This is a genomic window from Caballeronia mineralivorans PML1(12) (assembly GCF_001028175.1).
Lineage (GTDB): Bacteria > Pseudomonadota > Gammaproteobacteria > Burkholderiales > Burkholderiaceae > Caballeronia > Caballeronia mineralivorans.
The window spans coordinates 11,836-36,018 of the sequence record NZ_AEJF01000078.1 but is presented as its reverse complement, the minus strand read 5'-3'; the positions used below and the strand labels follow the sequence as shown (position 1 = coordinate 36,018).

The following is a 24,183-nucleotide window of genomic DNA, read 5'->3' as shown; positions in this document are numbered from 1 at the left end:
AAACCATGGGCGATCGAGTAAGCGACGGCGCTTATCTTTGCACCCTCGATGACGTGCCGGACGGCGGTGGTTTTGAAGCGCGGGCTGAAGTGCTCGTGCTGCGCAGAGGGGACAGCGCATGGGCCTATCGCAATGTATGCCCGCACTTTTCGATCCCGTTGAACTACGAGCCGAACACGTTCTGTGCCTATGGCGGCGAGCTTCTCATGTGTGCCCATCACAGCGCGATGTTTCGGTTCGAGGACGGGGTGTGCGTGGATGGTCCATGCCTTGGCGCGAGCCTCACACCCGTGCCGATCCGCATCGAGGGCAGGAAAATACGGGTCGATGAACAAGGTCCACGTTAGCCGCAAAAAGAAAGCCGATCGTTACTCGAGCGAACTCTGCGCTTCCCCGCGCTTGAACGACTCGATGTCCCGATACCGTGCACCTGGATGCTCGGCCGGCAACAAGCGCCCCCTACCGAACAGCTTTTCGCGCAAGGTCCCGGGCGTATATTCCTTGCGATAAACGCCGCGCCGCTGCAACTCCGGCACCAGATAATTGACGATGTCCTCGAAGGTCTCGTGCGCGACCGCATAAGCGAGATTGAAACCGTCGACACCGGTCTCTTCCACCCAGGTTTGCAGAATATCGGCAACAGTTGCCGCGGAACCGACGAAGACCGGCCCCATGCCGCCGATACCGCCCCATGCCGCGAGTTCGTCGATAGTCCACGACTTCGCGCCGCCCGCCAGATGTTCAATAGCTGAGACGATGGCGTTGGTCTCCACCTTCCTGACCAGATCGGTCGGCGCGTACTGGCCGAAGTCGACGCCGGTCCAACCCGACATGAACACGAGCGAGCCATCGTAGGAGGTGTAGCGGCGGTACTCTTCGAACTTCGCCTGCGCCTTGGCATCGGTCTCATCGACGATGACCGTGACCAGGTTGTAGATCAGCAATCCGGCGGCGTTACGCCCGGCCTCCGCAGCCTGGTGGCGGACGTCGGCGACATAACTCTTCAACACCTCCTTCGTCGGGGCGGCGACGAATACGCACTCGGCGTGCTGAGCCGCGAACGCCTTGCCCGCGCCAGACGCGCCAGCCTGATAGAGCACCGGCGTGCGCTGAGGTGAGGGTTCGCAAAGATGGTAGCCGGGCACGTCGAAGTATTTTCCGTGATGACCTATCTCATGGACCTTCTCGGGGTGCGTAAAGACCCGGTTGTGACGGTCCCGGACCACGGCGTCTTCTTCCCAGCTTCCCTCGAAAAGCTTGTACAGCACCTCGATATATTCCGCCGCCACTTCGTAGCGGTTCGCGTGCTTGCGCAAGCCGCCTTCGCTGATATTCTTCGCGCCGCTTTCCAGATACGACGTCACGATATTCCATCCAACGCGGCCTTTCGTATGGTGATCGGCTGTTGAAAGGCGGCGCGCGAACGTGTATGGATGCTCGAAGGTCGTCGACGCCGTGATGCCGATGCCCAGGTGCTCGGTCACCATTGCGATGGGCGCCGCGAGCTGCAGCGGATCGTTGACCGGGATCTGCGCCGCCTGATGGATCGCGTGGTAATTGCTGCCCTTGTAGACGTCGTAATAACCGATTACGTCGGCTATGAAGATGCCGTCGAAGAAACCCTTCTCGAGAATTTTTGCAAGATCAGTCCAGTATTCGAGGTCCTTGTATTGCGACGACCGGTCGCGTGGATGAGACCACAAGCCCGGCGACTGATGACCGACGCAGTTCATCTCGAACGCATTGAAATGGATGGTTTTGCTCATAGCTGTCGATTACTCGATTTTCTCTTGAATTTCACTTTCACAACCAGACAATGTAGTCGCCGAATCGATCGACCGCTCTAACGATTTCAGCTTTGCATATGTGCGTGGCTGTAAAGACGATACATCGAGCGACCCCTGGCAGCAGATCATTGGAACTTGCCCTTGAGCCGTTCATATCGAAAGAAAAACTTGTTCTTTGCGTGACACGATAGCTGTCCGTATAAAGCTTCTTTGCCGTGGAACCCCATCAAGCAAGGAGGCGCATCTTGAGCACCGTCGACATCGAAACCGTCTTGCCTGCGTCATTGCCGATCGGATCGGCCAGCGACGTATCGCGCCTGATCAACAACAGCCGGTCGAAGAACAATCACGCTCGCGTGATTGTTCTGCTCGCATTGGGCGGTGTGTTTCTCGACGCCTACGATCTCACGACACTTTCATACGGCATCCAGGACGTCACGCGTGAATTCAATTTGACCCCCGCGCTAAGCGGATTTGTCAGTTCATCGATCATGATCGGAACCATTCTCGGCAGCCTCGCCGGCGGATGGCTCACCGACAAGATTGGCCGTTACCAGGTCTTCATGGCCGACATGCTGTTCTTCGTTGTCGCTGCCATTGCAGCGGGGCTTGCGCCGAATGTCTGGGTACTGATTGCGGCCCGCTTCGTGATGGGATTGGGCGTGGGCATCGACTTGCCGGTGGCGATGGCGTTCCTTTCTGAATTCTCCAAGTTCAACGGGCGCGGGAACAAGGCGTCGCGGCTCGCCGCGTGGTGCCCGATGTGGTACGCGGCGTCGTCGGTATGTTTTCTGATCGTGTTCGCGTTGTACTTTTTTCTTCCAGCTCAGCATGCCGACTGGCTCTGGCGGGCATCGCTCATCTTCGGGGCGGTACCGGCGCTGGTCATCATCGTGGTTCGCAGCAAGTTCATGAACGAGTCGCCATTGTGGGCTGCGAACCAGGGCAATCTGCAAGAGGCGGTACGTATCCTGCGTGAGTCGTACGGCATTCACGCACATGCCGTGGACGATGCGCAGGAACAGAAAGCGTCGAAGCAGCCGCCGGTCAAATTCCGCGTGTTGTTCCAGCGGCCTTACCTGCAACGCACGCTGGTCGCCAGCGTGATGAATCTCTGCATCCCGTTCGAATACACTGCGATCGCCTTTTTCCTGCCGTCGATACTGTCGCAATTCCTCGGCGCGGGTGTGTTCGAAACAATCGCAGCGTCGCTTGGGCTTAACGTGCTGTTCGCGCTGACAGGTGGTTTGCTTGGCATGCGGCTGGCCTATAAATTTCCATCGCGACATGTTGCAATAGCAGGCTTTGCGTTGCAGTTCGTTTCGCTGATTGCGCTGGCGCTGATCGGGCATCCGCAGGCGGCGCTGGGTATCGGACTCGCCGTCCTGATGTTGGGCACATGGTTGTTTGCTGAGGGTTTTGGCCCCGGCGCACAGATGATGATCTATCCGGCGTTGTCTTATCCGACCTCGATTCGCGGCACGGGCGTAGGTTTCGGCCGCTCGCTTGCCGGCATCGGCAGTGCGCTGGCGTTGTTCGTATTGCCCATCCTCAAGGCGCGTTTTGGCACCGACATGTTCTGGATCGTAGCGTTGGCAGCCGTAATTCCGATCGTGTTCCTCGTGTTGATCCGCTATGAGCCGACCGCGCATGATGTCGACGACGAAGATGCGCTCACGCCGGCGACGACAGCCACCGCCTCACGGCCGGCTTGCCAGTGTTAGTCGCGCGCTCGGTGTCGAAACGCTTCGGCTCGACCGTTGCGCTCGATCGATTTGATCTCTCCATTGCGGCAGGGGAAGTCGTCGCGTTGATGGGCGCTAACGGGGCGGGAAAGTCGACTATCGTCAAGATACTGAGCGGCGTGTATCCCGGTGATAGCGGCTCGCTTGAACTGCACGGCAAACCGTACGCACCGGCCTCACCGCAGGAAGCGAAGGCGCTGGGCGTAGCGACCATGCATCAATCGATAGCTGATTCGGTCGTGCCGGCTTTGTCGGTTGCGGACAACCTTCTGCTCGATCGTTTCAACAACGCGGCCACGCCATGGTTCGTCGGGCCTGCGGCCCGGCTGGAAGAGGCGCGTTCCATCGCTGCGCAAGTTGGCCTCGATGTCGATCTGCGTGCGCCGCTCTATACGCTGTCGCTTGCGACGAGGCAGCTTGTCACGCTGGCCCGCGCTCTCGCAGATAAGCCGGCAGTCCTGATACTCGATGAACCGACGGCAAGCCTTTCATCCGCCGAAGCCGAGCGTCTTTTCACCGCGCTCGATACGTTGCGCAAGCGTGGTGTCGCGATGCTGCTGGTGTCGCATCGACTAAGCGATCTGAAGCGAATGGCGGACCGCGCGGTGATCGTCCGGGATGGCCGCCTTGTCGCAAACCTTAAGCCTCCGCTCGACTTCGATGGCGCCATCGAAACGATGATCGGCCGCGCGTTGCCGAAGACGCGTGAGCGTCGAACTGTACCTTCGACTGCAAATCAAGGGCTTCAGGTTCGAGGCTTGAAATTGTTTTCGGGTACGGATAGCCCGCCGATAGACTTCGACGCGGCCCGTGGCGAGATAGTCGCGTTCGCGGGGCCGGTAGGTGGCGGCAAGTCGCGGCTTGCCCGAACGCTTTTTGGTATCGAACCGGTTGTGGCCGGCACGATGACACTCGATGGCAAGCCATGGCAGCCGCGCTCAGCCGCCGAGGCGATTCGCTCGGGCGTTTTCCTCGTTGGCGAGGACCGCTGGAATACGTCGCTCTTTCCGGACAGCGTGCCATTCGCATCGATTGAAGGCACGTTGAGTTTCCCGTTCCTGTCGCGCTGGTTCAAAGCCGGGTGGATAAACAGGTCGCGCGAACGCCGGCAGGCCGAGTCCGCGATCAAGCGCTTCTCCATTCGATGCAACGGTCCCGAGGACCGCGTGGTCAATCTCTCGGGCGGCAATCAGCAAAAGGTCGTGCTGGCGCGATCGCATGCGGAACCTGCCCGCGTGCTGTTGCTCGACGAACCGTTCCAGGGCGTCGATGCCGGCGCCCGCGCGGACATTGCCGACGCGTTGCGCGCGAGTGCGGCGGGGCGGGTCACGCTGGTATTCGTCAGCGCTATCGAGGAGGCGTTCGAAGTGGCGGACCGCGTGCTGCGCTTCGATCGTTCGATTATTGAAACAAGCATTGAAGATCTTGCCGGAGCCTGACGTATGAAACTTGGCGCTTCTACCGAAGCAACATCCGCTGTTGGAACGGAGTTCAGGCGCACCAGCATCAGGACGCAACTCGAACGCAGCGGGATCCTGCTACTGCTCGCGATTTTGGGCGCCGTGTTCACGTGGCGAGAGCAGGCCTTTCTGAGCGTAGACAATCTGTTCAGCATCTTGCAGGCTGCGTCGATCGTCGCACTTCTGGCGGTCGGCGTCAGCATAACGCTGGCGGTCGGTGGTTTCGATCTGTCCGTCGGCAGCACGGCCGCGACCGCCCAGATGGCCGCGAGCTACGTGCTGGTCGTGTGGCACGGCAACGCGTTCGCTGCAATTGCGGCATGTCTCGCGTTAGGTGTCGGTGCAGGACTTTTTAACGGCTTGCTGATCACGCGTCTTCGTGTCCCGGATCAGCTTGCGACGCTCGGCACATTGTTCCTGCTGGCCGGACTCCAACTGATTCCAACGGGCGGGCGCTCGCTGGCGACAGGCACGATCCTGCCGGACGGCACGGAGACCACGGGATCGTTCCCGGCGGCCTTCCTGGCACTAGGACGGGCCCGCTGGCTCGATGTCGTACCCGTGCCGGTGATCGTGCTCGCGGTGGTCACGCTGATCGCCGTGCTCGTCATGGAATTCACGCGATGGGGCCGCGTGGTCTATGCAACTGGCGGTAACGAAACGGCTGCCCGGCTAGCGGGTGCGCCAACCGCGCGTTATCGCGTGGCGGCGTATGTTGCATCGGGCGTGATCGCTTCGCTTGGCGGCGCGTTGATTGCCGCGCGCGTCGGGCGCGGTGATGTCGGTGCCGGCAATTCGCTCCTTCTGGATGCGGTAGCCGCCGCGCTTATCGGTTATGCGGTGTGGGGCGCCAAGCGTCCCAACGTGTTGGGCTCGGTTGTCGGCGCCGTGTTTGTCGGCGTGTTGCTTAACGGGCTGACCATGCTCAATGCGCCTTATTACATGCAGGATTTTATCAAGGGCGCGCTGCTGGTCGGGGCGCTGGCATTTACGTTCAGCATTGGCAGGCAGGCGACGCGTTGAATTTCCGCTAAGAAGAAATGAAGCTAAGCGTAGCAACGTTGCATTGATGTCCTTAGCGTTATCGTTCGGTTTGAACCCGGTCAAGGCGCTGCTAGATTGATGGTGGTCCTATACATAAAAGGGTAAGCATGTCGGCCATTCCGGAAAACACAGCAGCGCGTCCTGCAACGATTTATTCAGACAACGCTTCAACGAAAGTACCGGCCCGCATCATCCGCGACGATGCTGAAGCCATTGCTGTCGCCCATGAAGTCGCGGCTCGTCTTGCTGAGCAGGCTAGTGAGCGCGATCGCGAGCGCCGTTTGCCGTACGAGGAAATCGACTGGTTTTCGCAAGCCGGTTTGTGGGCGATCACGGTGCCGAAAGAATACGGCGGCGCCGGTGTGTCGTATGTGACGCTGACTGAAGTCATCAAGATCATTGCCGCCGCCGACCCGTCGCTTGCGCAGTTGCCCCAGAATCATCTGGGACTGGTGGACATCATTGCGCTAACCGGAACCGAGCCGCAGAAGCAATTTTTCTTCGGCGAGATACTGCGGGGCAAGCGCTTCGGCAACGGCTTTTCGGAGAAGGGCACGAAACACGTCCTCGACTTGAAGACACGCGTTACGGACAAAGGTGACGAGTACGTCGTCCACGGCACGAAGTTCTATTCGACCGGTGCATTGTTCGCGGACTACGTACCTATTTTGGGTCTCGACGACGAGCGCCGTGGTTGGCTTGCCTATATTCCCAAGGGTACGCCAGGGCTGCAGGTCATCGACGACTGGTCGGGTTTCGGCCAGCGCACGACGGCGAGCGGCACGGTTATCGCAGAGCAGGTGCGGGTCCAGGCATCTCACGTATTTCCGGCGCACCGGGTAACGGACTTGCCGACGCTCAATGGCCCGATCTCCCAGATCATTCAGGCTGCTATCGATGCGGGTATTGGGCGGGCAGCGGTGGATGACACGCTGAAATTCGTACGTGAACGCTCGCGGCCGTGGATCGATAGCGGCGTGGAGCGCGCGAGCGACGATCCGCTAGTCGTGCGTGAGGTGGGGCATCTTCACATCCAGTTGCACGCGGCCGAGGCGTTGCTCGAACGTGCGGCGCGGACGCTGGACACGATCGCGGCGCAAGCCGCTACGCCGAGCGAGGACGATATCGCCCGCGCGTCAGTAGCGGTCGGCGAAGCAAAAGTATTGACCACTGAGATCGCATTGCTTGCCAGTGAAAAGCTGTTCGAATTGGCGGGTACTCAATCGACGCTCGCCGTCCACAACCTCGATCGCCACTGGCGCAATGCGCGCACGCATACGCTGCACGATCCGGTGCGCTGGAAATATCACCTGGTGGGCAACTATTACTTGAACGGCATCAAGCCGGCGCGCCATCCCTGGAATTAAAGCCCGGTCTGTAATGAATATAGCGGTTGCGCATGTCGAGCCAAGTCATGGCGCGCCATGTTGTTTCGATGCTCTCACTCCACGGAAACTCCCCTTCATGTTTAAACCTATCGGCCGCGTATTCGTCGCTGCATTGCTCGCCGGCAGCATCACCGCTTACGCGGCAGGCGGCTTGCCCAATGCGCCCGCACCGTTCAATAAAGGCGGCGTCAAGATCGCGCTGGTCAACTATCTTTCGACTGGCGATTTTTTTCAGGCTTACGAGGCGGGCGCGCAAAAGCAGGCTAAGGCGCTGGGTGTCGACTTGCGTATTTACGAGGGCCGTCAGGATGCGGCTCAGCAACGTGACCAGATCCAGCAGGCGATAAATCTTGGCGTGTCAGCGATCATTGTGAATCATGGTCTGCCGGAGTCCTTGAAAGACGTAGTGCAGACAGCACTAGATAAAGGCATCAAGGTGGTGGCCTTTGACGTTGATCTTGGCAATCCGAAGGTTCCGCAGATCGAGCAGAGTGACCATGATCTTGCGACGCTATTGCTCGATCAGGCGGTTAAAGATAATGGCGATGCGTTCGCGGCCGCGTATGTCTATGTGCCGGGGTTCGCTCCGCTGGACCGGCGCGATGCGGTCTGGAAGGCATTCAAGACTGCGCATCCGAAGATTACGGAAGCGGCGCGGTTTGGTACCGTGGACAATCCGATTGCGCAGTCGGTGGCGAACCAGGCTGCTGCGGCGTATCGGGCGCATCCTGACGTGCGTGTGGTCTTCGCTCCGTACGACGAGTTCGCTCGAGGCGCGAAGCTTGCGGCGGACGAAGCGGGCATTGCTTCGAAGGTGCGGATCTATAGCGCTGACATATCGACGGCGGATATCGAGGCGATCCGGGCACCGGGAAGTCCGTGGGTCGCCACGGCTGCGACTAATCCGGCCGTAGTGGGTGCGGTTTCGGTGCGAGCGGCTGCGTTGCTGGTAGCGGGCCAGGACCCGGGGCATCGGATTGAAATCAAACCCGCATTGATCACGCGCAATGACCTGGTCAAGAACGATATCCGCACGATTGCGGATCTTGAGTCGAAGTTTGTGGATTTTAGACGGGCGGATGTGGCTAAGGCAGGGTGGATTCCCGAGGTTCGTGACTAGAGCGGCGGTCGTTCACTTGGCGCCGGCCTGGCCCAGCGTCTTCTGTGCCTCCGCTGCGTTGTCCTTGCTGACGAGAATCGACGGTACATAAGTGGCCGGCGGCAACGTTCGCTCGCCTGCCAGATAGCGCGCGACATTGTCGACAGCGGTCTTGCCAATCAGGTAAGGCTGCTGTGCGACCACCGCCGCGGCGCTGGATTGCGGGTTCTTGACGGGCGCGACGAAGTCGGGGCTGCCATCGACCGCGTAGGTCTTGATCTCCGAACGACGCGCGGCATCGACCGCCTGCGTCGCGCCGATCTGCGGCACGTCCCACGCCGCCCAGATAGCTTGCACGGTGCCCTTCGGATACATGTTGAGCAACTTGCTGACCTGCGAGTAAGCATCCTGCACGGTGTTCGGAATGACGTCGCGCAACTCGGGCTGAATGATCTTGATCTTTGGATACCACTTCAGCACCTCACGCAACTGGTCGTAGCGCATCGCAATGACCGGCACGCCGTAGAAGCCGTTGAAGACGAGGATATTGCCTTCGCCGTGCAGATCGTTCACGAGCTTCAACGCTAGTTGCTCGCCGATGTAGAAGTTATCGGAGGTCGTTACGTTGATGCTCGAGGGGCTGGCGGTATCGACGGTAAAAAGCGGGATGCCTGCTTCGCGGATCTTTTTGAGCCACGGTTCGAGCACCGACACCGTGCCGAGCTGTTCAATGATGGCATCCGGTTTTTGCGCGATCAGCATCTGGAGCTGCGCGATCTGCTGACTATCTTTCCGGCCGCCGTCCAGCGCGATTGGAATTCCACCCAGCCGGTTCACTTCATCTATTTGTCCCCGATAGGCCTTCAGGTCCCAATAATGCTCCGTGCCGGCGACGGATATGCCAATACGCTTGCCCTTGAGCGACGGCGCGTCGGCCGCTGCAGGAGCAGAAAGCGCGGCACTCGCAAGCAACGCGGCCAGCACTGCCGCCATGCGCCCGGTAAACGGCCCACGACCTTTTAGCAAAGCACGAGTCCGATCGGTATTTTCCTTCTTATGCATATCGAATGAGAGTTTGGCGCAGTTAATGAAGGGCGTAAAAACCAGCATGAATCTCGATTCGATTATTCTGTTTTCAGATTTGATTTCGACACTGGAATGTACCAGCCCAGCGTCAAGACAGGCTTGGCGTTGCCTTGATAAGGCGTAAGGGAATGGGTGTACCGAGCATGACAGATCGCGCGTTTCTGAACTATTGGTGTTGAAGCTTAGGGCTAGTCAGGATGCCTTACATTGGAAAAAATTTAGAATCCGCTAAAGAAAAATCCCGCGCGAGGCTTGCCTCGCGCGGGATTTTTATCAAACGAAATGCGGCGTGTCGCCGCCCGGTACGATTAGACCGTTGGCCCGGCGCGCCCGCGGCTAAACAGCCGCAGAATGACTAGCAGGATCACGGCGCCGATCAGCGCAGTAATCAGCGAACCAATGATGCCGCCGCCTAGATGGATGCCGAGAACGCCACCCAGCCATCCGCCGATGAACGCGCCGACAATGCCGACGATGATGTCAACAATGATCCCAAAGCCGCCGCCATCGACGATCCGGCCAGCGAGCGCGCCGGCAATTCCGCCAATGATCAGCCAGAAAATGATTCCGTGTGAAACAGGTTCCATAGCGTTCTCCGTCAGATGAAATCCGCATAGCGGGTTACCAGCATGGTGGTGACGATACTTCTGGGAGGCATCATTCGTGATGTGATTTCCATGGTCCCCCTGAATCGATGGGCTTACCGGTCACAGCAAGCCGCGTGCCCGAAAGGGCCAAAGTGGCAAGAACGACCGATTCACCAAGCTTGCCGCTTAACGTTGTCAGCTGTCATCCGGCTATACCCGAACCCGAATAGTCCCTCTAGCCGCTTCCGATTCACTTTTGCTATCGGACCATCGAATAGTCGGATTGTTTTGCTATGAGAGCGCCCCTATAGTTCGTTCATTAGCGGCATGAAGCAGGCGCCGAATCAACAATTATCCTAAAGACAAGGAGACACGATGAACCAGATCGATCTGGCCGGACGAACCGTGGTGATCACCGGCGGCGCGCGCGGTATTGGTTATGCGGTGGCGCAACGAGCGCTGGGCTCAGGTGCTGAAGTCGCGCTGTGGGACATCGATGCAGAACGCCTCGAACGCGCGCGCGGCGAACTCGCGAAGGCTGGCAAGGTCAGCGTCGCCGTAGTCGAGCTGACCGAGGAAGCGTCGGTTGAACAGGCGGCGCAGGCGACGCTGGAAGCGCATCGAAAGATTGACGTGCTGATCAACTGTGCGGGTATCACCGGCGGCAACGGCACGACCTGGGAGCTGGCGCCGGACGTATGGCGCCGTGTGATCGACGTGAACCTGATCGGGCCATATCTCACGTGCCGTGCTGTGGTGCCGCATATGTTGAAGGAAGGTTACGGACGGATCGTGAATATTGCGTCGGTGGCGGGCAAGGAAGGCAATCCGAATGCGTCGCACTATAGCGCCTCGAAAGCCGGCCTGATCGGCCTCACGAAGTCATTGGGCAAGGAGCTCGCCACGCGCGGCATCCTGGTCAATGCGGTGACGCCGGCTGCAGCGAAGACCGAGATTTTCGATTCCATGTCGCAGCAGCATATTGACTACATGCTTTCCAAGATTCCGATGAACCGCTTCCTTCTGCCGGAAGAAGCAGCATCGCTGATCCTGTGGCTCAGCTCGGAAGATTGCGCGTTCAGCACGGCGTCCGTGTTCGATCTGTCCGGTGGCCGCGCGACGTACTGAAGCTGCCAGCTGAAACGATTCCGCGGATCCCGCCCGCGACATAAAAATATCCGGAGACACGCATGAGCGATCACGCTACTGCGGAGGACGCCGTCACCGCTCGCGTGATGCGTCGTCTGCTGCCGTTCCTGCTGTTGATGTACATGCTGGCGTTTCTCGACCGAGCCAATATTGGCTTTGCTCAGAAAGCGTTGCAGCACGATACGGGCCTGTCGAATGCAGCCTTTGCGTTCGGCGCGGGCGTATTTTTCGTGGGCTATGCACTCTTCGAAGTGCCGAGCAACTTGCTGCTGCATCGCGTGGGTGCGAAGCTCTGGATGTGCCGGATCATGGTGACGTGGGGGCTTGTATCGGCGGCGATGGCGTTCGCGCATACGGCCACGACGTTCTACGTGCTGCGCTTCGCGCTCGGCGTCGCCGAAGCAGGGTTCTTTCCCGGCATCGTCTATTACCTCACGCGCTGGTTTCCACAATCGGCGCGGGCGAGAGCGCTAGGCGTGTTCTATTTCGGCGCGCCGCTCGCGTTCATCTTCGGCAGTCCGCTGTCCGGCGCCTTGCTCGACCTGCATGGCGCGCTCGGTTTCGCGGGCTGGCAATGGCTCTTCCTGGTGGAGGGTTGTCTCGCTTCCGTAGTCGGCGTATGGGCGTTCTGGTATCTCGACAATGATCCCTCCAAGGCGCGCTGGCTCGATGCTACACAACGTGACCTGCTGCTCTCGCGGCTCGCTCAGGACGCACACGCTGCGTCGGAGCATGGACCGCGCAGCGTGCTGGCAGCGTTGATCGATCCGCGTGTGCTGATCTTGTCGGCGGTGTATTTCCTGATCCAGATGTCTGTTTACGGCGTGATCTTTTATCTGCCGCAACAAGTGGCTGCATTGCTTGGAGCGAATGTGGGTGCAAAGGTCGGTTTCGTCACGGCCATCCCCTGGTTATGCGCGGTGCTCGTTACATGGACGGTGCCGCGTTATGCCGATCGTTTTGGTCAGCATCGATGGCTCGCCGTGGCGACGCTGGTCGTCGCCGGCGCGGGTATTGCGGTGTCAGGTCTCGCGGGGCAACCGATGGTCTCACTGATCGCGTTGTGCTTCGCGGCCAGCGGTCTGATTGCAGCGCAACCGCTGTTCTGGACCTTTCCCACGCATTACCTCACTGGCGCAGCCGCGGCCGGAACCATCGCGCTGATCAATTCGCTAGGTAGCCTCGGTGGTTTCGTAGCGCCGATGGTGCGCACGAGCGCCGAGCGTTTCTATACATCGACGAGTGCCGGCCTTGTATTGCTCGGGCTCGTTGCCGTGCTCGCCGCGATCGCGATCATCGTGTTCGTGCGGCCTGCGCGGATATCTGCTTATACGCATGGCGAGCGCGCCAAAGTGTCCTGAACATTAGAACCACCAGAACCACTACGGAGTCCGATCATGTCCATGCCCACTATTCGTCACGTTCGTGCGTTCACCGTTCGCGGCGGCGGCGCCGATTATCACGATCAGGGCGCCGATCACTGGATCGACGACCATATCTCCACGCCAATGGCGCGTTACCCCGAGTATCGGCAAAGCCGTCAGTCGTTCGGCATCAATGTGCTCGGTTCGCTTGTCGTTGAAATTGAAGCGAGCGACGGGACGGTCGGCTTCGCGGTGACCACGGGCGGTGAGATTGGCGCTTTTATCGTGGAGAAACATCTGGCGCGGTTTCTCGAAGGGCAGCGTGTGACCGACATTGAAAAGATGTGGGACCAGATGTATTTCGCCACACTCTATTACGGGCGCAAAGGCATTGTGCTGAATGCGATCTCGGGTGTCGATCTCGCGTTGTGGGACCTGCTCGCGAAGGTGCGCAAGGAACCGGTGTTTCATCTGTTAGGCGGCCCTGTACGCGACGAGCTGCAGTTCTATGCGACCGGTGCACGTCCCGATCTGGCGAAGGAGATGGGTTTTATCGGTGGCAAGATGCCGTTGCAGCATGGACCGGCTGAAGGTGAGGAAGGGCTCGCGAAGAACATCGCGAAGCTCGCCGATATGCGCGCCAAGGTAGGCGACGATTTCTGGCTGATGTTCGACTGCTGGATGAGCCTCGACCTGAACTACGCAACGCGTCTCGCGCATGCGGCGAAGGAGCATGGTCTGAAGTGGCTCGAAGAAGCGTTGCCGCCCGACGACTATTGGGGTTACGCCGAACTGCGGCGCTCGGTGCCGCGCGGCATGATGGTGACGACCGGCGAACATGAAGCCACGCGCTGGGGTTTCCGCATGCTGTTCGAAATGGGCTGTGCCGATCTGGTTCAGCCGGATGTGGGCTGGTGCGGCGGCATCACGGAACTGATTAAGATATCCGCGCTCGCCGATGCCCATAACGTGCTTGTCGTGCCACATGGTTCATCGGTTTATAGCTATCACTTCGTGGTGACGCGGCACAACTCGCCGTTCGCGGAATTCCTGATGATGGCGCCGAAAGCCGACGAAGTGGTGCCGATGTTCAACCCGCTGCTGCTCGACGAACCCGTGCCTGTAAATGGCCGGATGAAGGTGCCGGAGACGCCGGGCTTCGGCGTGCGGCTCAATCCTGAATGCACCCTTGTGCGTCCTTATACACATTGAGGTTATCGTGCTGCTCGACAACAAAGTGGTGATCGTCACTGGCGCATCGCGAGGCATTGGCCGTGCGATCGCCGTGGCTTGTGCGAAGGAAGGCGCGGACGTCGTGCTCAACTATTGGGGCGACAACGACCGCTCGTACGGACGCTTGTCGGCGGTGGAGGAAGTGGTCGACGAGATAGAAACGCTTGGCCGCCGGGTGATCGCGGTCGAAGGGAACGTCGCTCAGCGTGAAACGGGACTGGAACTCGTGAAGCAGGCGGTGGACGCGTTCGGCCATGTCGATGTCCTCGCCAGCAACGCCGGCATCTGTCCATTCCACACGTTCCTCGACATGCCGGCGTCGGTGTACGAAGCCACCGTCGGTGTGAATCTGAACGGCGCGTTTTATGTGACCCAGGCTGTCGCGAACCAGATGAAATTGCAGGGAACCGGCGGTGCGATTGTCGCGACCAGTTCGATCAGTGCGCTCGTCGGCGGCGCCATGCAGACGCATTACACGCCGACCAAAGCGGGCGTTCATTCGCTGATGCAGTCGTGCGCGATCGCGCTGGGACCTTACGGCATCCGTTGCAATTCGGTGATGCCCGGCACCATCGCGACGGACCTAAACGCGGAAGATCTCGCCGACACGGAAAAACGCGCGTACTTCGAAAAACGCATTCCGCTGGGACGCCTGGGTGAGCCCGACGACGTCGCGCAGTGCGTGACGTTCCTTGCATCGAACCGCGCGCGATATGTGACGGGCGCGTCGCTCCTCGTGGATGGCGGCCTGTTCGTCAACCTTCAGTGAACGAACTGGCCGAGTATTTGCGCAGCAACGCGATGCAGTATTCGGCGGGCTCGCTGAGCGTTTCATGTTTGCGCCGCAGCAAGCCGAAGCCCGAGAGACTTTTGCCGATCTCGATGGGCAGTTCGATCAGCAATTGCGCGCGCAGATAATCGCGCACGACGGATTCCGGCAGCATGGCGACCGCGTCGCTGTTTTGAAGCAGCTGAAGCGTGGCGAAGATCGACGCGCATTCGACCACATTGGACGGCGAGGCGAGTCCTGCCCGAGCGAGCTCGTCTTCGAACAACGCGCGCGCCGGGCTGGTGATCGGTTGCAGGATCCAGGGCCAGGAGATCAGCGCGTCGAGCGAGAGCGAGGTTTCATGGGCGAGGGGATGCGCGGCGCGCACGACCAGCCGCATGGCCTCGCGCGAAAGCGGTTCGAAGTCAAAGTCGTTGTGCTGGAGCGGCGTGGTGAGACGGCCGAGCGCGAGATCCACTTCCCGGCGGTGCAGCAATTGCACTACCTGGTCGCTGGTTTCGCCAAGAATGCGCACGTTGAGCAATGGCCGCTCGCTTTTGAGTTCGGCGATGGCCATGGCGAGCACGTCGGGCGCGGCGCCCATGATCGCGCCGATGGTCAGTTGGCCATGACCGCCGCGCCGCTTGCTTTCGAGATCGGCGGCGAAGCGCGTGAGGTCGGCCAGCGACCGGCGCGCGTAAGCGAGCGTGGCGACGCCGAGCGGCGTGGGCTGCATGCCGCGTGCGTTGCGCTCGAACAGCAGGAAGCCGAACGCTTCTTCTATGTCGCTGAGCATCCGGCTGGCGCTGGGTTGTGCGACGTTGATGGCCTCGGCGGCCTGGTGCAGGTTGCGGGCGTCGTCGAGGGCGACAAGCAGCGCCAGATGCTTGAATTTCAGGCGGTTGACGAGGGCAATCTGGGAGACGTTCTGGTTCATCGGGCGTCCTCGTGTGTCCATTAAGCGATTCGGTTTTGCGATCGGCTGATCCTCACTTCGGATTGTCATGTTATCAGTAGGCGAACTATAGTCGTAGCGCAAAAGCCGTGAGTCTAACTACGACTCAACCGGTTCAACACCTATAAAAGGCAAGCCGCAATGGAGACGATTGCGTTCAGGATGACCCTCAAACCGGGCCAGCGCGCTGAATACGAGCGGCGTCATCGCGATCTCTGGCCCGAGCTGGCCGAGGCGTTACGCAACGCCGGGATCCGCGATTACTGGATTTTCCTTGACGAAACCAGCGGGCACCTGTTCGCCACGCTTAAGCGTGAGCGCGATCACACCATGGACGCCTTGCCCGATCTGCCCATCATGCGCAAATGGTGGGACAGCATGACCGACCTGATGGAAACGAACCCTGACCGCTCGCCGGTGCAATACGCGCTCGCGCCGGTTTTCCATCTTCCCTGATTTTTTAGATTTGGCGGCACGAGGACATATCCATGCAGGTTGTCGATCCGCATATTCACCTTTGGGATTTGAAGACGCATCACTATCCGTGGCTGGCGAACCCGGGTACGTCGTTTGTCGGCGATGCGCGTGGTCTGAAACATGACTATCTGATCGGCGATTTGCTGCGCGATGCCGAGCCGGTGCAGGTGTTGAAGCTCGTGCATGTGGATGCCAATCACGATCCCGCCGATCCGGTGGAAGAAACGCGCTGGCTGCAACACGTCGCCGATAACGAAGGCCACGGCATGCCGAATGCGATTGTGGCGGGTGCGGATTTATCGGCATCGGCGGACAAGGTGCATGAAGTGCTCGAAGGACATGCTGCGTTCGCCAACACGCGAGGCATCCGGCAAATCCTCAATGTGCACGCCAATCCACTCTATGACTACGTGGGCCGGCACTACATGCGTGAACCGCAATGGCGCCAGAACTTTGCGTTGCTGAAGAAGTATTCGCTGTCGTTCGATCTTCAACTTTACCCGTCGCAGATGAATGAAGCGGTTGCACTTGCACAAGAGCATCCCGACACGCAGTTCATCGTGAATCATGCGGGCATGTTTGTGGACCGTTCGTCGGTCGAGGGTTTTCGTGCATGGCGCGACGGTTTGCGTGCACTCGCTGCGTGTCCGAATGTGGCGGTGAAGATCAGCGGCCTTGCCATGTTCGATCACCAGTGGAGCGTCGAGAGTTTTCGTCCGTATGTGCTGGAGACCATCGATGCGTTCGGCTGCGACCGCTCGATGTTCGCGTCGAACTTCCCGGTCGACCGGTTGTTCGCGACCTATGAAGGCTTGTGGAACGCGTATGCGTCCATCGTAGAAGACTTGAGCGGTACAGAAAAACATGCGCTTTTCATAAGCAACGCAGAGCGGATCTATCGCATCTGAAGGAGACAGGAATGGGCATTAACAATCCGCCTCGGCTGGAGCTAAGGCACGCGAGCAAGTCGTTCGGCCGCGTGCGTGCGCTCGGTGACGGCAGCCTCGCGTTATGGCCGGGTGAAGTGCATGCGTTGCTCGGTGAAAACGGAGCGGGCAAGTCGACCCTGGTCAAGCTGCTCGCGGGTGTCTATCAGCCGGACTCGGGCGAATTGCTCGTCGATGGACAGGCTCGTATCTTTGCGAATCCCGCCGAGGCACGCGACGCCGGTCTCGCCGTGATCTATCAGGAACCCACGTTGTTCGCGGACCTGTCCATTGCGGAAAACATCTACATGGGACGTCAGCCGCGCGACCGGCTCGGCCGGATTCGCTACGACGAAATGAATCGCGAGGTGGATACGCTGCTGCAATCGCTGGGTGTCAATCTGCGTGCGGAGCGTCTGGTGCGCGGCTTGTCCATCGCGGATCAGCAAGTGGTGGAGATTGCCAAAGCGCTGTCGCTGAACGCGAATGTGCTGATCATGGATGAGCCGACGGCGGCGTTGTCGCTGACCGAAGTCGAACGCCTGTTCGCGATCGTGCGCTCATTGCGTGAACGCAATGCCGCCATCCTCTTCATCACGCACCGGCTGGACGAAGTGTTCGCGCTGACGCAACGTTTGACGATCATGCGCGATGGCCTGAAGGTCTTCGACGCAATGACCGCGGACATGACTATCGATTCGATCGTGAGCAAGATGGTCGGGCGCGATCTCGATACCTTCTATCCGAAAGCAGATGTTGCGCCCGGCGAGGTACGTCTTTCAGTCCGTGGCCTGACGCGCGATGGCGTGTTCAAGAACGTTTCGTTCGAGGTCCGCGCGGGCGAGATCGTAGCGTTGGCGGGGCTCGTTGGCGCGGGTCGCAGCGAAGTGGCGCGCGCGATCTTCGGTATCGATCCTGTGGATGCGGGTGAAGTCAGTATCGCGGGCAAGCCCTTGCAACTCGGCCGGCCGCAAGCGGCAGTTCGCGCCGGGCTCGCGCTGGTGCCCGAGGATCGGCGTGCACAAGGTCTCGCGCTGGAACTGAGCATTGCGCGCAATGCGTCGCTGACGGTGCTCGGACGCCTCGTCAAACATGGGTTGATATCGTCACGCAGTGAAAACACGCTTGCCGCCGACTGGGGCCGCCGCTTGCGACTTAAAGCGAGCGATCTCGACGCCCCCGTGGGCACGCTGTCAGGCGGCAATCAGCAGAAGGTCGTGCTCGGAAAGTGGCTTGCCACAGGGCCTAAAGTGCTGATCATCGACGAACCGACGCGCGGCATCGACGTCGGCGCCAAGGCGGAGGTGTACCGCACGCTAGCGGAACTGGTGCGTGAAGGCATGGCGGTCCTGATGATTTCCAGTGAGCTGCCCGAAGTGCTCGGTATGGCCGATCGCATTCTCGTGATGCATGAAGGCCGCATCAGCGCCGACATCGCGCGCGCCGACGCAAACGAAGAACGCGTGATGAGCGCGGCTCTCGGTGCATCGCCGTCAACGCTGGGGAAGGCCGCATGATGACCCGACATTCTCCTGCGATGCCTGCCGTGCACGCACCTAAGCCCAAACGCCGCAACCTGCTGACGGACCTCGTTCGCAGCCGCGAGGCGACGTTATTTGTCGTGCTGATCGCGCTGGTTGCGGCCACCGCCGCGGTGAAACCCGAGTTCCTCAATCTGCAGAATCTGCGTGACGTTCTGCTCAATGTGTCGATCATCGGCTTGCTTACCGCCGGCATGACGGTCGTGATGCTGATGCGGCATATCGATCTGTCGGTGGCGTCGGTTGTCGGCGTCAGTGCGTATTCGGTCGGCAGTCTCTTCGTGATGTTCCCGCACATGCCGATAGTCGTGGCGATGCTGGCGGGCATTGCCATCGGCCTCGTGATCGGTGGAGTGAACGGCACGCTGGTGACGTTCGGGCGCGTACCTTCGCTGGTGGCGACCTTATCGACGCTGTATATCGTGCGCGGCGCCGATTACGCCTGGGTCCACGGCGGCCAGATCAACGCAACCAGCCTTCCCGATGCGTTCTCGCGCATCGCCACGGGTTCGCTGCTCGGCTTGCCGAACCTGGTCTTGATAGCGGTGGTGGTGCTGGTCGCGATCGGCATTTATCTCAAGCAATATCGCGGCGGGCGCGAGCACTATGCGATTGGTTCAAACCCGGAAGCAGCGCGGCTTGCGGGTATCCGCGTAGAACGCCGCGTGATGATCGGCTTCCTGTTGTCCGGTGCGATCGCGGGCCTCGCGGGCGTCTTGTGGCTGGCCCGTTTCGGCACGGTCGAAGCGAGCACGGCGAAGGGTATCGAATTGCAGGTGGTGGCCGCGGCCGTGGTGGGCAGCGTGGCAATTACCGGCGGCGTCGGCACCATACTCGGCGCGACACTAGGCGCGCTCGTGCTCGGCGTCATCAACATTGCGCTGGTGGTCTTGCGCGTATCGCCGTTCTGGCAGCAGGCCATCCAGGGAGCGTTGATCGTCGCAGCGATCACGCTCGACACACTCCTGGCGCGCTCCGTCGCGCGCCGCATGATGAGGAAACGCGATCATGGCTAAACCCGATTCCGCACTCACGCTGACAAAACGCCGGCACGTCTCGTGGGAAACCATGCTCGTGGTGGTGCTTGTGCTTGGCGTGATCCTCGGACGCGTCCTGTCACCGATGTTCCTGTCAAGCGCGAACCTCTCGAACATGCTCGCCGATTTCACCGAGATCGCGCTGATCGCCTTGCCGATGACGCTGATCATTGTCGCGGCCGAGATCGATTTGTCGGTGGCGTCGGTGCTCGGCGCATCGAGTGCACTGATGGGCGTGCTTTGGCACATGGGTTTGCCCATGCCGCTTGTGATCGCCATCGTATTGGTTGCAGGGACGCTTGCCGGCCTGTTCAACGGCCTCGTGATCGTGCGCTTCAATCTGCCCTCGCTTGCCGTGACTATCGGCACGCTCGCGCTGTTTCGGGGCCTCGCGTACGTGCTGCTGGGCGATCAGGCTGTCGCGGACTTTCCCGCGTCCTACACGGCATTCGGTATCGACACGATCGCCGCATTCCTGCCGATGCCGTTCGTGCTTGTGATCATCGGCGCGATTGTTTTCACGGTGCTGCTGCAGGCCACGCCGTTCGGGCGCAGCCTCTACGCGACCGGCGCGAATCCGGTTGCCGCGCAGTTCTCGGGCATTGACGTGGCGCGCACGAAACTCAAGCTTTTCATGTTGTCCGGCGCGATGAGCGCGCTCGCGGGCGTGGTCTATACGCTGCGCTTCACCAGCGCACGCGGCGACAACGGCGAGGGTTTCGAGTTGTCGGTGATCGCAGCCGTGCTGTTCGGCGGCGTGAGTATCTTCGGTGGACGCGGATCGATGATCGGCGTGCTGCTGTCGTTGCTGATCATCGGCGTGTTGCGCAATGCGTTGACGCTCTCGGATGTATCGAGTGAGACGCTGACCATTGTGACCGGTGGTTTGTTGTTGTCGTCGGTGCTGATTCCGAATCTTGTTGCACGTTGGCGTGTCATGCGTGAAAAGCGCTTGATGACGCAGACGCTTTCATGAAAGTTGGGCTTTTAAAACCAGCGTGAAGACTCCAGAAAAATCGGAGCGGCGCGCGACATCAGGAGACACAAGCATGTTCAAACCCTTTAAGTTAATTCGCGGTCCGGCGTTATGCGCCGCATTGATCGCGGTGTCCGTCGCGGCGACGATTCCGATCAGCGCGAACGCTGCGGATCTGAAAAAGGACCTGAAAATAGCGTTCCTGCCGAAGCAGATCAACAACCCGTACGAAGTCATCGCCGATGACGGCGGGCTGGCGGCCATCAAGGAGATGGGCGGTCAGGGGAAGGTAGTGGGTCCCTCGGATGCGGGCGCGTCGTCGCAGGTCCAATACATCAATACGTTGATCACGCAGCGTCAGGACGCGATCGTGATTGCCGCTAACGATGCCAATGCTGTTGTCCCATACCTGAAGAAGGCGATGTCGCAGGGCATAAAAGTCGTCACCTTCGACTCCGATACCGCACCCGATGGCCGGCAGATTTTCGTCAACCAGGCGAACTCGGAATCGATCGGACGGGGACAGGTGCAGTTATTGTCGAAACTGGTGGGCGGCGAGGGCGAGTTCGCGATCCTCTCGGCCACGCCGAACGCCACGAATCAGAACACCTGGATCAAGTGGATGCAGGAGGAGCTCAAGAAGCCGGAATATTCGAAGCTCAAGCTGGTGAAGATTGCCTACGGTAACGACGACGACCAGAAATCGTTCGTCGAAACGCAGGGCTTGTTGCAGGCGTATCCGAGCCTGAAGGGCATCATTGCTCCGACGACCGTGGGTATTGCAGCGGCGGCGCGTTATATCTCGACGTCGCCGGCCAAGGGCAAGGTTATGGTCACTGGACTCGGTACGCCGAACCAGATGCGCGCGTTCATCAAGAACGGCACCGTGAAGGCGTTCCAGTTGTGGGACCCGGGTCAACTCGGCTACCTCGCGGCGTACGCGGCGGCTAATCTCGCGTCGGGCACGATCACGGGCAAGGAAGGCGACAGCTTCGAAGCCGGCAAGCTGGGCACACGCACGGTGGGCAAGAGCGGCGAAGTCGTGCTTGGACCGCCGACCACGTTCGATTCTTCGAATATCGACAACTTCAATTTCTAGAGCGGCCGACGTTCGATGTAGTGGTTGCCTACGTGAATAAGAACGCCCTGCGGGGCGTTCTTTATTTCAGGAAGCGCTACGTACGCTTGGCATGCATGCCGCACGCAAACGGAAGGGCGGTTACGTAATGGTTACGCAATGCCCGGATATCGGCCAAGTCGAGTGCCACGCCCGCACACGCGCCCAAAGCCCGCAAGTCATGCAGGGCGCCGATATTTGCATAAGCGGTCCCGCCAGACGAGCGGCTTTAAACCCGGTAAAACTCGATATCCTGCCCTGCATGCACGGCGCGCTTGAGCCACTCTGGCATGTCACCTACACCGTCCCATGTGTCGCCGCTTGCGTTTCTGAATACCGGCGTAGCGCCATTGGTATTCTCGGGCATTTGAGGCATGGACGGCAGTGCGCGCTTGGACGCCGCGCTCGAACCGTTCGTCAAAGGAGGAGGGGTGACGGAAACGGGCACGTCGGCCAATGCTTCGGCCAGAGCCGTTTCGGTAATGCCAAACTCAGCCATTCGGCTGCGCAAATAGGCAATGATGCTGTCTCGCTTTCTTTCGTCCACGGCTGTCCTGATTCAGCTTTTACTTTCTTGAAGGCGAGCCATCTGCCCGCGCGGACCGGGGCGGCTCGAGGAATGTGTGGGTTGACTAAAATCGTGTCGCGCCGAGTGACGCGCGTCAATTAGTGTAATACCGCAAATTACCGCTTTAACCCGCAGCGCCTGCTAATCGGGCTTCTGCGAGCGCGCGGCTCGACAAACTGGTTACTGTGTTTGAGACCGGTGCGAGATGCGTAAGCCGCCGAATCAGCAGCTGTAGCTTCGACCAGATCGGTGCACGGCTGGCGGCTGCTCATGTTTCAAATGCACCATGCACGCAGCCGCTAATTTCAACAATTTGCCCAGACAACCGCGGGCGCCACGAAGAAATGATAGCGCCGAATACCGCTATTGTATGCCTAAATCATTTTACCGATTATGTTGCTCGCCCGGCAATTCTGCACCGTGCGCGCGAATCGCTGCAATCAGTTCTGCCGGCGTGATTTCATAACGCACCTCACGATGGATACCGGCCTTCCTTTCGTCAATCTCGATCAGGAGGACGGCCTTGCCATCGGCTGCAGGTTCGAGGCGCAATGTTCGCACTTCCTGACCGGTGGCTTCATCGCGCTCCGTCAGCAAGGTCATGGATCCTGTGGCGGGACTTCTGGTCATTCATTTTCTCCCTTGCGATATCCGACATCTTTCTTGTTGAGACCCTTCGAACGGCTTACCCGTCACGGCCCTTCACACAAAGGCACCAGAAGCGGGCGCAGGACGGCGGATCTCAAAGCCGCCGCCCTCATTATTGCTTGTCAAAACGATACCCGTCCAGCACCTGAATGCGTGTTCGCCGTGCCGCTTAACAATTGACATTCAGTTGACATACGGGAGGCGATGCCGCTCCTCTATGCCGCCAGCGTCGCGCGGGCCTGCGCCGTGATCCCGAACGAGCGCAGGCGGGCGGCGTGATCGTAGATTTGCGCGGTCACCATCAACTCGTCCGGCTGGGTTTGTTCGATCAGCGAGGCAAGTCCCGCTTCCACCTGCCGTTGATCGCCGATCACCGAGCACGCCAGCGAATGCTCCACGCCGGCGCGTTCCGCTTCGTTCCACGCAATCTGCTCGACGGGCGGCGGCAACTGGCCCGGCGTGCCACGTCGCAGATTAATGAATTGCTGTTGTAGCGATGTGAAGAGAACCTCCGCCTCAGCCGTGGTGTCGGCGGCAAAAACATTGACGCCCACCATCGCGTAAGGGCGATCGAGTTGTTTCGACGGCCGGAATTGGGTCCGGTAAACCTGCAGTGCGGTCAGCAGGTAGTCTGGCGCGAAATGCGAGGCGAAGGCGAACGGCAGGCCGAGCGCAGCGGCGAGCTGGGCGCTGAAGGTGGACGAGCCGAGCAGCCAGATTGGCACGTTCAGCCCGGAGCCCGGCACGGCGCGTACGCGCTGGCCTTCCACGGGATCGGCGAAATAGCGCTGCAATTCCACGACGTCGTCGGGGAAATTATCCGCGCTGCCCTGGAGGTCGCGTCGCAGCGCGCGGGCGGTTGTCTGGTCGGTACCGGGCGCGCGGCCGAGGCCGAGATCGATCCGTCCGGGAAACAGCGACTCGAGCGTGCCGAACTGCTCGGCGATCACGAGCGGCGCGTGATTCGGCAGCATTACGCCGCCCGAGCCAACGCGGATCGTGCTTGTCCCTGCGGCAACGTGTCCTATCACCACGGAAGTCGCGGCGCTGCCAATGCCGGTCATGTTGTGATGCTCGGCGAGCCAGAAGCGCAGGTAGCCGAGTTTTTCGACGTGCTGGGCCAGTTCGCGCGAGTGGCGGAAGGCGTCGGCGGCGGTCGATCCGGCGGGAATAGGGGATAAATCGAGAACTGAAAACGGGATCATTGCGGCTTCCATGACTTCGTGC

Annotated in this window: 23 protein-coding genes; 16 read left to right on the top strand and 7 right to left on the bottom strand. The window is 60.0% G+C overall.

Annotated elements, in window-relative coordinates:
- The first annotated feature begins 5 nt into the window (after nucleotides 1–5).
- A complete protein-coding gene (locus EOS_RS11650) occupies nucleotides 6–347 on the top strand; it encodes a Rieske (2Fe-2S) protein (RefSeq protein WP_047846790.1) in 342 nt (113 codons plus the stop codon).
- 21 nt (nucleotides 348–368) lie between these two features.
- Here the strand turns inward: EOS_RS11650 and EOS_RS11645 are convergent, their stop codons facing one another.
- Nucleotides 369–1,766 (bottom strand): LLM class flavin-dependent oxidoreductase, encoded by a 1,398-nt coding sequence (locus EOS_RS11645; RefSeq protein ID WP_047846789.1) that lies wholly within the window; start codon nucleotides 1,764–1,766, stop codon nucleotides 369–371.
- 266 nt (nucleotides 1,767–2,032) lie between these two features.
- Here EOS_RS11645 and EOS_RS11640 point away from each other — a divergent pair, with 266 nt between their 5' ends.
- From EOS_RS11640 to EOS_RS11620, 5 genes are all read left to right on the top strand, one after another.
- Nucleotides 2,033–3,511 (top strand): MFS transporter, encoded by a 1,479-nt coding sequence (locus tag EOS_RS11640; protein WP_047846788.1) that lies wholly within the window; start codon nucleotides 2,033–2,035, stop codon nucleotides 3,509–3,511.
- 11 nt (nucleotides 3,512–3,522) lie between these two features.
- Nucleotides 3,523–4,971 carry a sugar ABC transporter ATP-binding protein gene (locus EOS_RS11635; protein WP_407639125.1) on the top strand — a complete coding sequence of 483 codons (1,449 nt, stop codon included), beginning with the start codon at nucleotides 3,523–3,525 and terminating at the stop codon, nucleotides 4,969–4,971.
- 3 nt (nucleotides 4,972–4,974) lie between these two features.
- A complete protein-coding gene (locus EOS_RS11630) occupies nucleotides 4,975–6,015 on the top strand; it encodes an ABC transporter permease (RefSeq protein WP_047846786.1) in 1,041 nt (346 codons plus the stop codon).
- A 128-nt stretch (nucleotides 6,016–6,143) separates the two neighbouring features.
- On the top strand, nucleotides 6,144–7,403 hold the full coding sequence (locus EOS_RS11625; RefSeq protein ID WP_047846785.1) for an SfnB family sulfur acquisition oxidoreductase: 1,260 nt from the start codon (nucleotides 6,144–6,146) through the stop codon (nucleotides 7,401–7,403).
- Nucleotides 7,404–7,500: 97 nt separating this feature from the next.
- Nucleotides 7,501–8,544, top strand: coding sequence for a substrate-binding domain-containing protein (locus EOS_RS11620; RefSeq protein ID WP_047846784.1), 1,044 nt, complete (start codon nucleotides 7,501–7,503; stop codon nucleotides 8,542–8,544).
- A gap of 12 nt (nucleotides 8,545–8,556) precedes the next feature.
- On the opposite strand, the gene EOS_RS11615 is transcribed toward EOS_RS11620, so the two are convergent.
- Nucleotides 8,557–9,516 (bottom strand): sugar ABC transporter substrate-binding protein, encoded by a 960-nt coding sequence (locus EOS_RS11615; protein WP_047846831.1) that lies wholly within the window; start codon nucleotides 9,514–9,516, stop codon nucleotides 8,557–8,559.
- Between the two features lie 401 nt (nucleotides 9,517–9,917).
- On the bottom strand, nucleotides 9,918–10,196 hold the full coding sequence (locus tag EOS_RS11610) for a GlsB/YeaQ/YmgE family stress response membrane protein (protein ID WP_047846783.1): 279 nt from the start codon (nucleotides 10,194–10,196) through the stop codon (nucleotides 9,918–9,920).
- Nucleotides 10,197–10,571: 375 nt separating this feature from the next.
- Here EOS_RS11610 and EOS_RS11605 point away from each other — a divergent pair, with 375 nt between their 5' ends.
- From EOS_RS11605 to EOS_RS11590, 4 genes are all read left to right on the top strand, one after another.
- Nucleotides 10,572–11,324, top strand: coding sequence for an SDR family NAD(P)-dependent oxidoreductase (locus EOS_RS11605; protein ID WP_047846782.1), 753 nt, complete (start codon nucleotides 10,572–10,574; stop codon nucleotides 11,322–11,324).
- Nucleotides 11,325–11,386: 62 nt separating this feature from the next.
- Entirely contained in the window at nucleotides 11,387–12,706 is a 1,320-nt protein-coding gene (locus tag EOS_RS11600; RefSeq protein WP_047846781.1) for an MFS transporter, read from the top strand.
- 36 nt (nucleotides 12,707–12,742) lie between these two features.
- Nucleotides 12,743–13,921 carry an L-rhamnonate dehydratase gene (gene rhmD, locus EOS_RS11595; protein WP_047846780.1) on the top strand — a complete coding sequence of 393 codons (1,179 nt, stop codon included), beginning with the start codon at nucleotides 12,743–12,745 and terminating at the stop codon, nucleotides 13,919–13,921.
- Between the two features lie 7 nt (nucleotides 13,922–13,928).
- Nucleotides 13,929–14,711, top strand: a complete 783-nt coding sequence (locus EOS_RS11590; RefSeq protein WP_047846779.1) for an SDR family NAD(P)-dependent oxidoreductase — start codon at nucleotides 13,929–13,931, stop codon at nucleotides 14,709–14,711.
- On the opposite strand, the gene EOS_RS11585 is transcribed toward EOS_RS11590, so the two are convergent.
- The gene (locus tag EOS_RS11585; RefSeq protein ID WP_047846778.1) at nucleotides 14,698–15,648 is read right to left on the bottom strand and encodes a LysR family transcriptional regulator; all 951 of its coding nucleotides are present in this window, start codon (nucleotides 15,646–15,648) and stop codon (nucleotides 14,698–14,700) included. The two genes, EOS_RS11590 and EOS_RS11585, sit on opposite strands and share 14 nt — an antisense overlap.
- Before the next feature lie 159 nt (nucleotides 15,649–15,807).
- Here EOS_RS11585 and rhaM point away from each other — a divergent pair, with 159 nt between their 5' ends.
- The 6 genes from rhaM (at nucleotide 15,808) to rhaS (ending at nucleotide 21,722) form a co-directional block, all read left to right on the top strand.
- Nucleotides 15,808–16,122 carry an L-rhamnose mutarotase gene (gene rhaM / locus EOS_RS11580; RefSeq protein WP_047846777.1) on the top strand — a complete coding sequence of 105 codons (315 nt, stop codon included), beginning with the start codon at nucleotides 15,808–15,810 and terminating at the stop codon, nucleotides 16,120–16,122.
- Between the two features lie 32 nt (nucleotides 16,123–16,154).
- On the top strand, nucleotides 16,155–17,051 hold the full coding sequence (locus tag EOS_RS11575) for an amidohydrolase family protein (protein WP_047846776.1): 897 nt from the start codon (nucleotides 16,155–16,157) through the stop codon (nucleotides 17,049–17,051).
- A gap of 11 nt (nucleotides 17,052–17,062) precedes the next feature.
- Nucleotides 17,063–18,586, top strand: coding sequence for a sugar ABC transporter ATP-binding protein (locus tag EOS_RS11570; protein WP_047846775.1), 1,524 nt, complete (start codon nucleotides 17,063–17,065; stop codon nucleotides 18,584–18,586).
- Nucleotides 18,586–19,626, top strand: a complete 1,041-nt coding sequence (locus tag EOS_RS11565) for an ABC transporter permease (protein WP_047846830.1) — start codon at nucleotides 18,586–18,588, stop codon at nucleotides 19,624–19,626. Before EOS_RS11570 ends, EOS_RS11565 begins: the two co-directional genes overlap by 1 nt.
- Nucleotides 19,619–20,623 (top strand): ABC transporter permease, encoded by a 1,005-nt coding sequence (locus EOS_RS11560; RefSeq protein WP_047846774.1) that lies wholly within the window; start codon nucleotides 19,619–19,621, stop codon nucleotides 20,621–20,623. Before EOS_RS11565 ends, EOS_RS11560 begins: the two co-directional genes overlap by 8 nt.
- A gap of 73 nt (nucleotides 20,624–20,696) precedes the next feature.
- A complete protein-coding gene (gene rhaS / locus EOS_RS11555) occupies nucleotides 20,697–21,722 on the top strand; it encodes a rhamnose ABC transporter substrate-binding protein (RefSeq protein ID WP_047846773.1) in 1,026 nt (341 codons plus the stop codon).
- A gap of 247 nt (nucleotides 21,723–21,969) precedes the next feature.
- Here the strand turns inward: rhaS and EOS_RS11550 are convergent, their stop codons facing one another.
- From EOS_RS11550 to EOS_RS11540, 3 genes are all read right to left on the bottom strand, one after another.
- Entirely contained in the window at nucleotides 21,970–22,287 is a 318-nt protein-coding gene (locus EOS_RS11550; protein WP_047846772.1) for an H-NS family nucleoid-associated regulatory protein, read from the bottom strand.
- A gap of 405 nt (nucleotides 22,288–22,692) precedes the next feature.
- Nucleotides 22,693–22,938, bottom strand: a complete 246-nt coding sequence (locus tag EOS_RS11545; protein ID WP_047846771.1) for a hypothetical protein — start codon at nucleotides 22,936–22,938, stop codon at nucleotides 22,693–22,695.
- Between the two features lie 233 nt (nucleotides 22,939–23,171).
- Entirely contained in the window at nucleotides 23,172–24,161 is a 990-nt protein-coding gene (locus tag EOS_RS11540) for an LLM class flavin-dependent oxidoreductase (RefSeq protein WP_047846829.1), read from the bottom strand.
- Nucleotides 24,162–24,183 lie beyond the last annotated feature (22 nt).

Bases quoted from the DNA above. Each gene is read 5' to 3' on its own strand.
- EOS_RS11650 (WP_047846790.1), top strand. From the start codon at position 6: ATGGGCGATCGAGTAAGCGACGGCGCTTATCTTTGCACCCTCGATGAC.
- EOS_RS11645 (WP_047846789.1), bottom strand. From the start codon at position 1,766: ATGAGCAAAACCATCCATTTCAATGCGTTCGAGATGAACTGCGTCGGT.
- EOS_RS11630 (WP_047846786.1), top strand. From the start codon at position 4,975: ATGAAACTTGGCGCTTCTACCGAAGCAACATCCGCTGTTGGAACGGAG.
- EOS_RS11625 (WP_047846785.1), top strand. From the start codon at position 6,144: ATGTCGGCCATTCCGGAAAACACAGCAGCGCGTCCTGCAACGATTTAT.
- EOS_RS11620 (WP_047846784.1), top strand. From the start codon at position 7,501: ATGTTTAAACCTATCGGCCGCGTATTCGTCGCTGCATTGCTCGCCGGC.
- EOS_RS11615 (WP_047846831.1), bottom strand. From the start codon at position 9,516: ATGGCGGCAGTGCTGGCCGCGTTGCTTGCGAGTGCCGCGCTTTCTGCT.
- EOS_RS11610 (WP_047846783.1), bottom strand. From the start codon at position 10,196: ATGGAACCTGTTTCACACGGAATCATTTTCTGGCTGATCATTGGCGGA.
- EOS_RS11605 (WP_047846782.1), top strand. From the start codon at position 10,572: ATGAACCAGATCGATCTGGCCGGACGAACCGTGGTGATCACCGGCGGC.
- EOS_RS11600 (WP_047846781.1), top strand. From the start codon at position 11,387: ATGAGCGATCACGCTACTGCGGAGGACGCCGTCACCGCTCGCGTGATG.
- rhmD (WP_047846780.1), top strand. From the start codon at position 12,743: ATGTCCATGCCCACTATTCGTCACGTTCGTGCGTTCACCGTTCGCGGC.
- EOS_RS11585 (WP_047846778.1), bottom strand. From the start codon at position 15,648: ATGAACCAGAACGTCTCCCAGATTGCCCTCGTCAACCGCCTGAAATTC.
- rhaM (WP_047846777.1), top strand. From the start codon at position 15,808: ATGGAGACGATTGCGTTCAGGATGACCCTCAAACCGGGCCAGCGCGCT.
- EOS_RS11575 (WP_047846776.1), top strand. From the start codon at position 16,155: ATGCAGGTTGTCGATCCGCATATTCACCTTTGGGATTTGAAGACGCAT.
- EOS_RS11570 (WP_047846775.1), top strand. From the start codon at position 17,063: ATGGGCATTAACAATCCGCCTCGGCTGGAGCTAAGGCACGCGAGCAAG.
- EOS_RS11565 (WP_047846830.1), top strand. From the start codon at position 18,586: ATGACCCGACATTCTCCTGCGATGCCTGCCGTGCACGCACCTAAGCCC.
- EOS_RS11560 (WP_047846774.1), top strand. From the start codon at position 19,619: ATGGCTAAACCCGATTCCGCACTCACGCTGACAAAACGCCGGCACGTC.
- rhaS (WP_047846773.1), top strand. From the start codon at position 20,697: ATGTTCAAACCCTTTAAGTTAATTCGCGGTCCGGCGTTATGCGCCGCA.
- EOS_RS11545 (WP_047846771.1), bottom strand. From the start codon at position 22,938: ATGACCAGAAGTCCCGCCACAGGATCCATGACCTTGCTGACGGAGCGC.
- EOS_RS11540 (WP_047846829.1), bottom strand. From the start codon at position 24,161: ATGATCCCGTTTTCAGTTCTCGATTTATCCCCTATTCCCGCCGGATCG.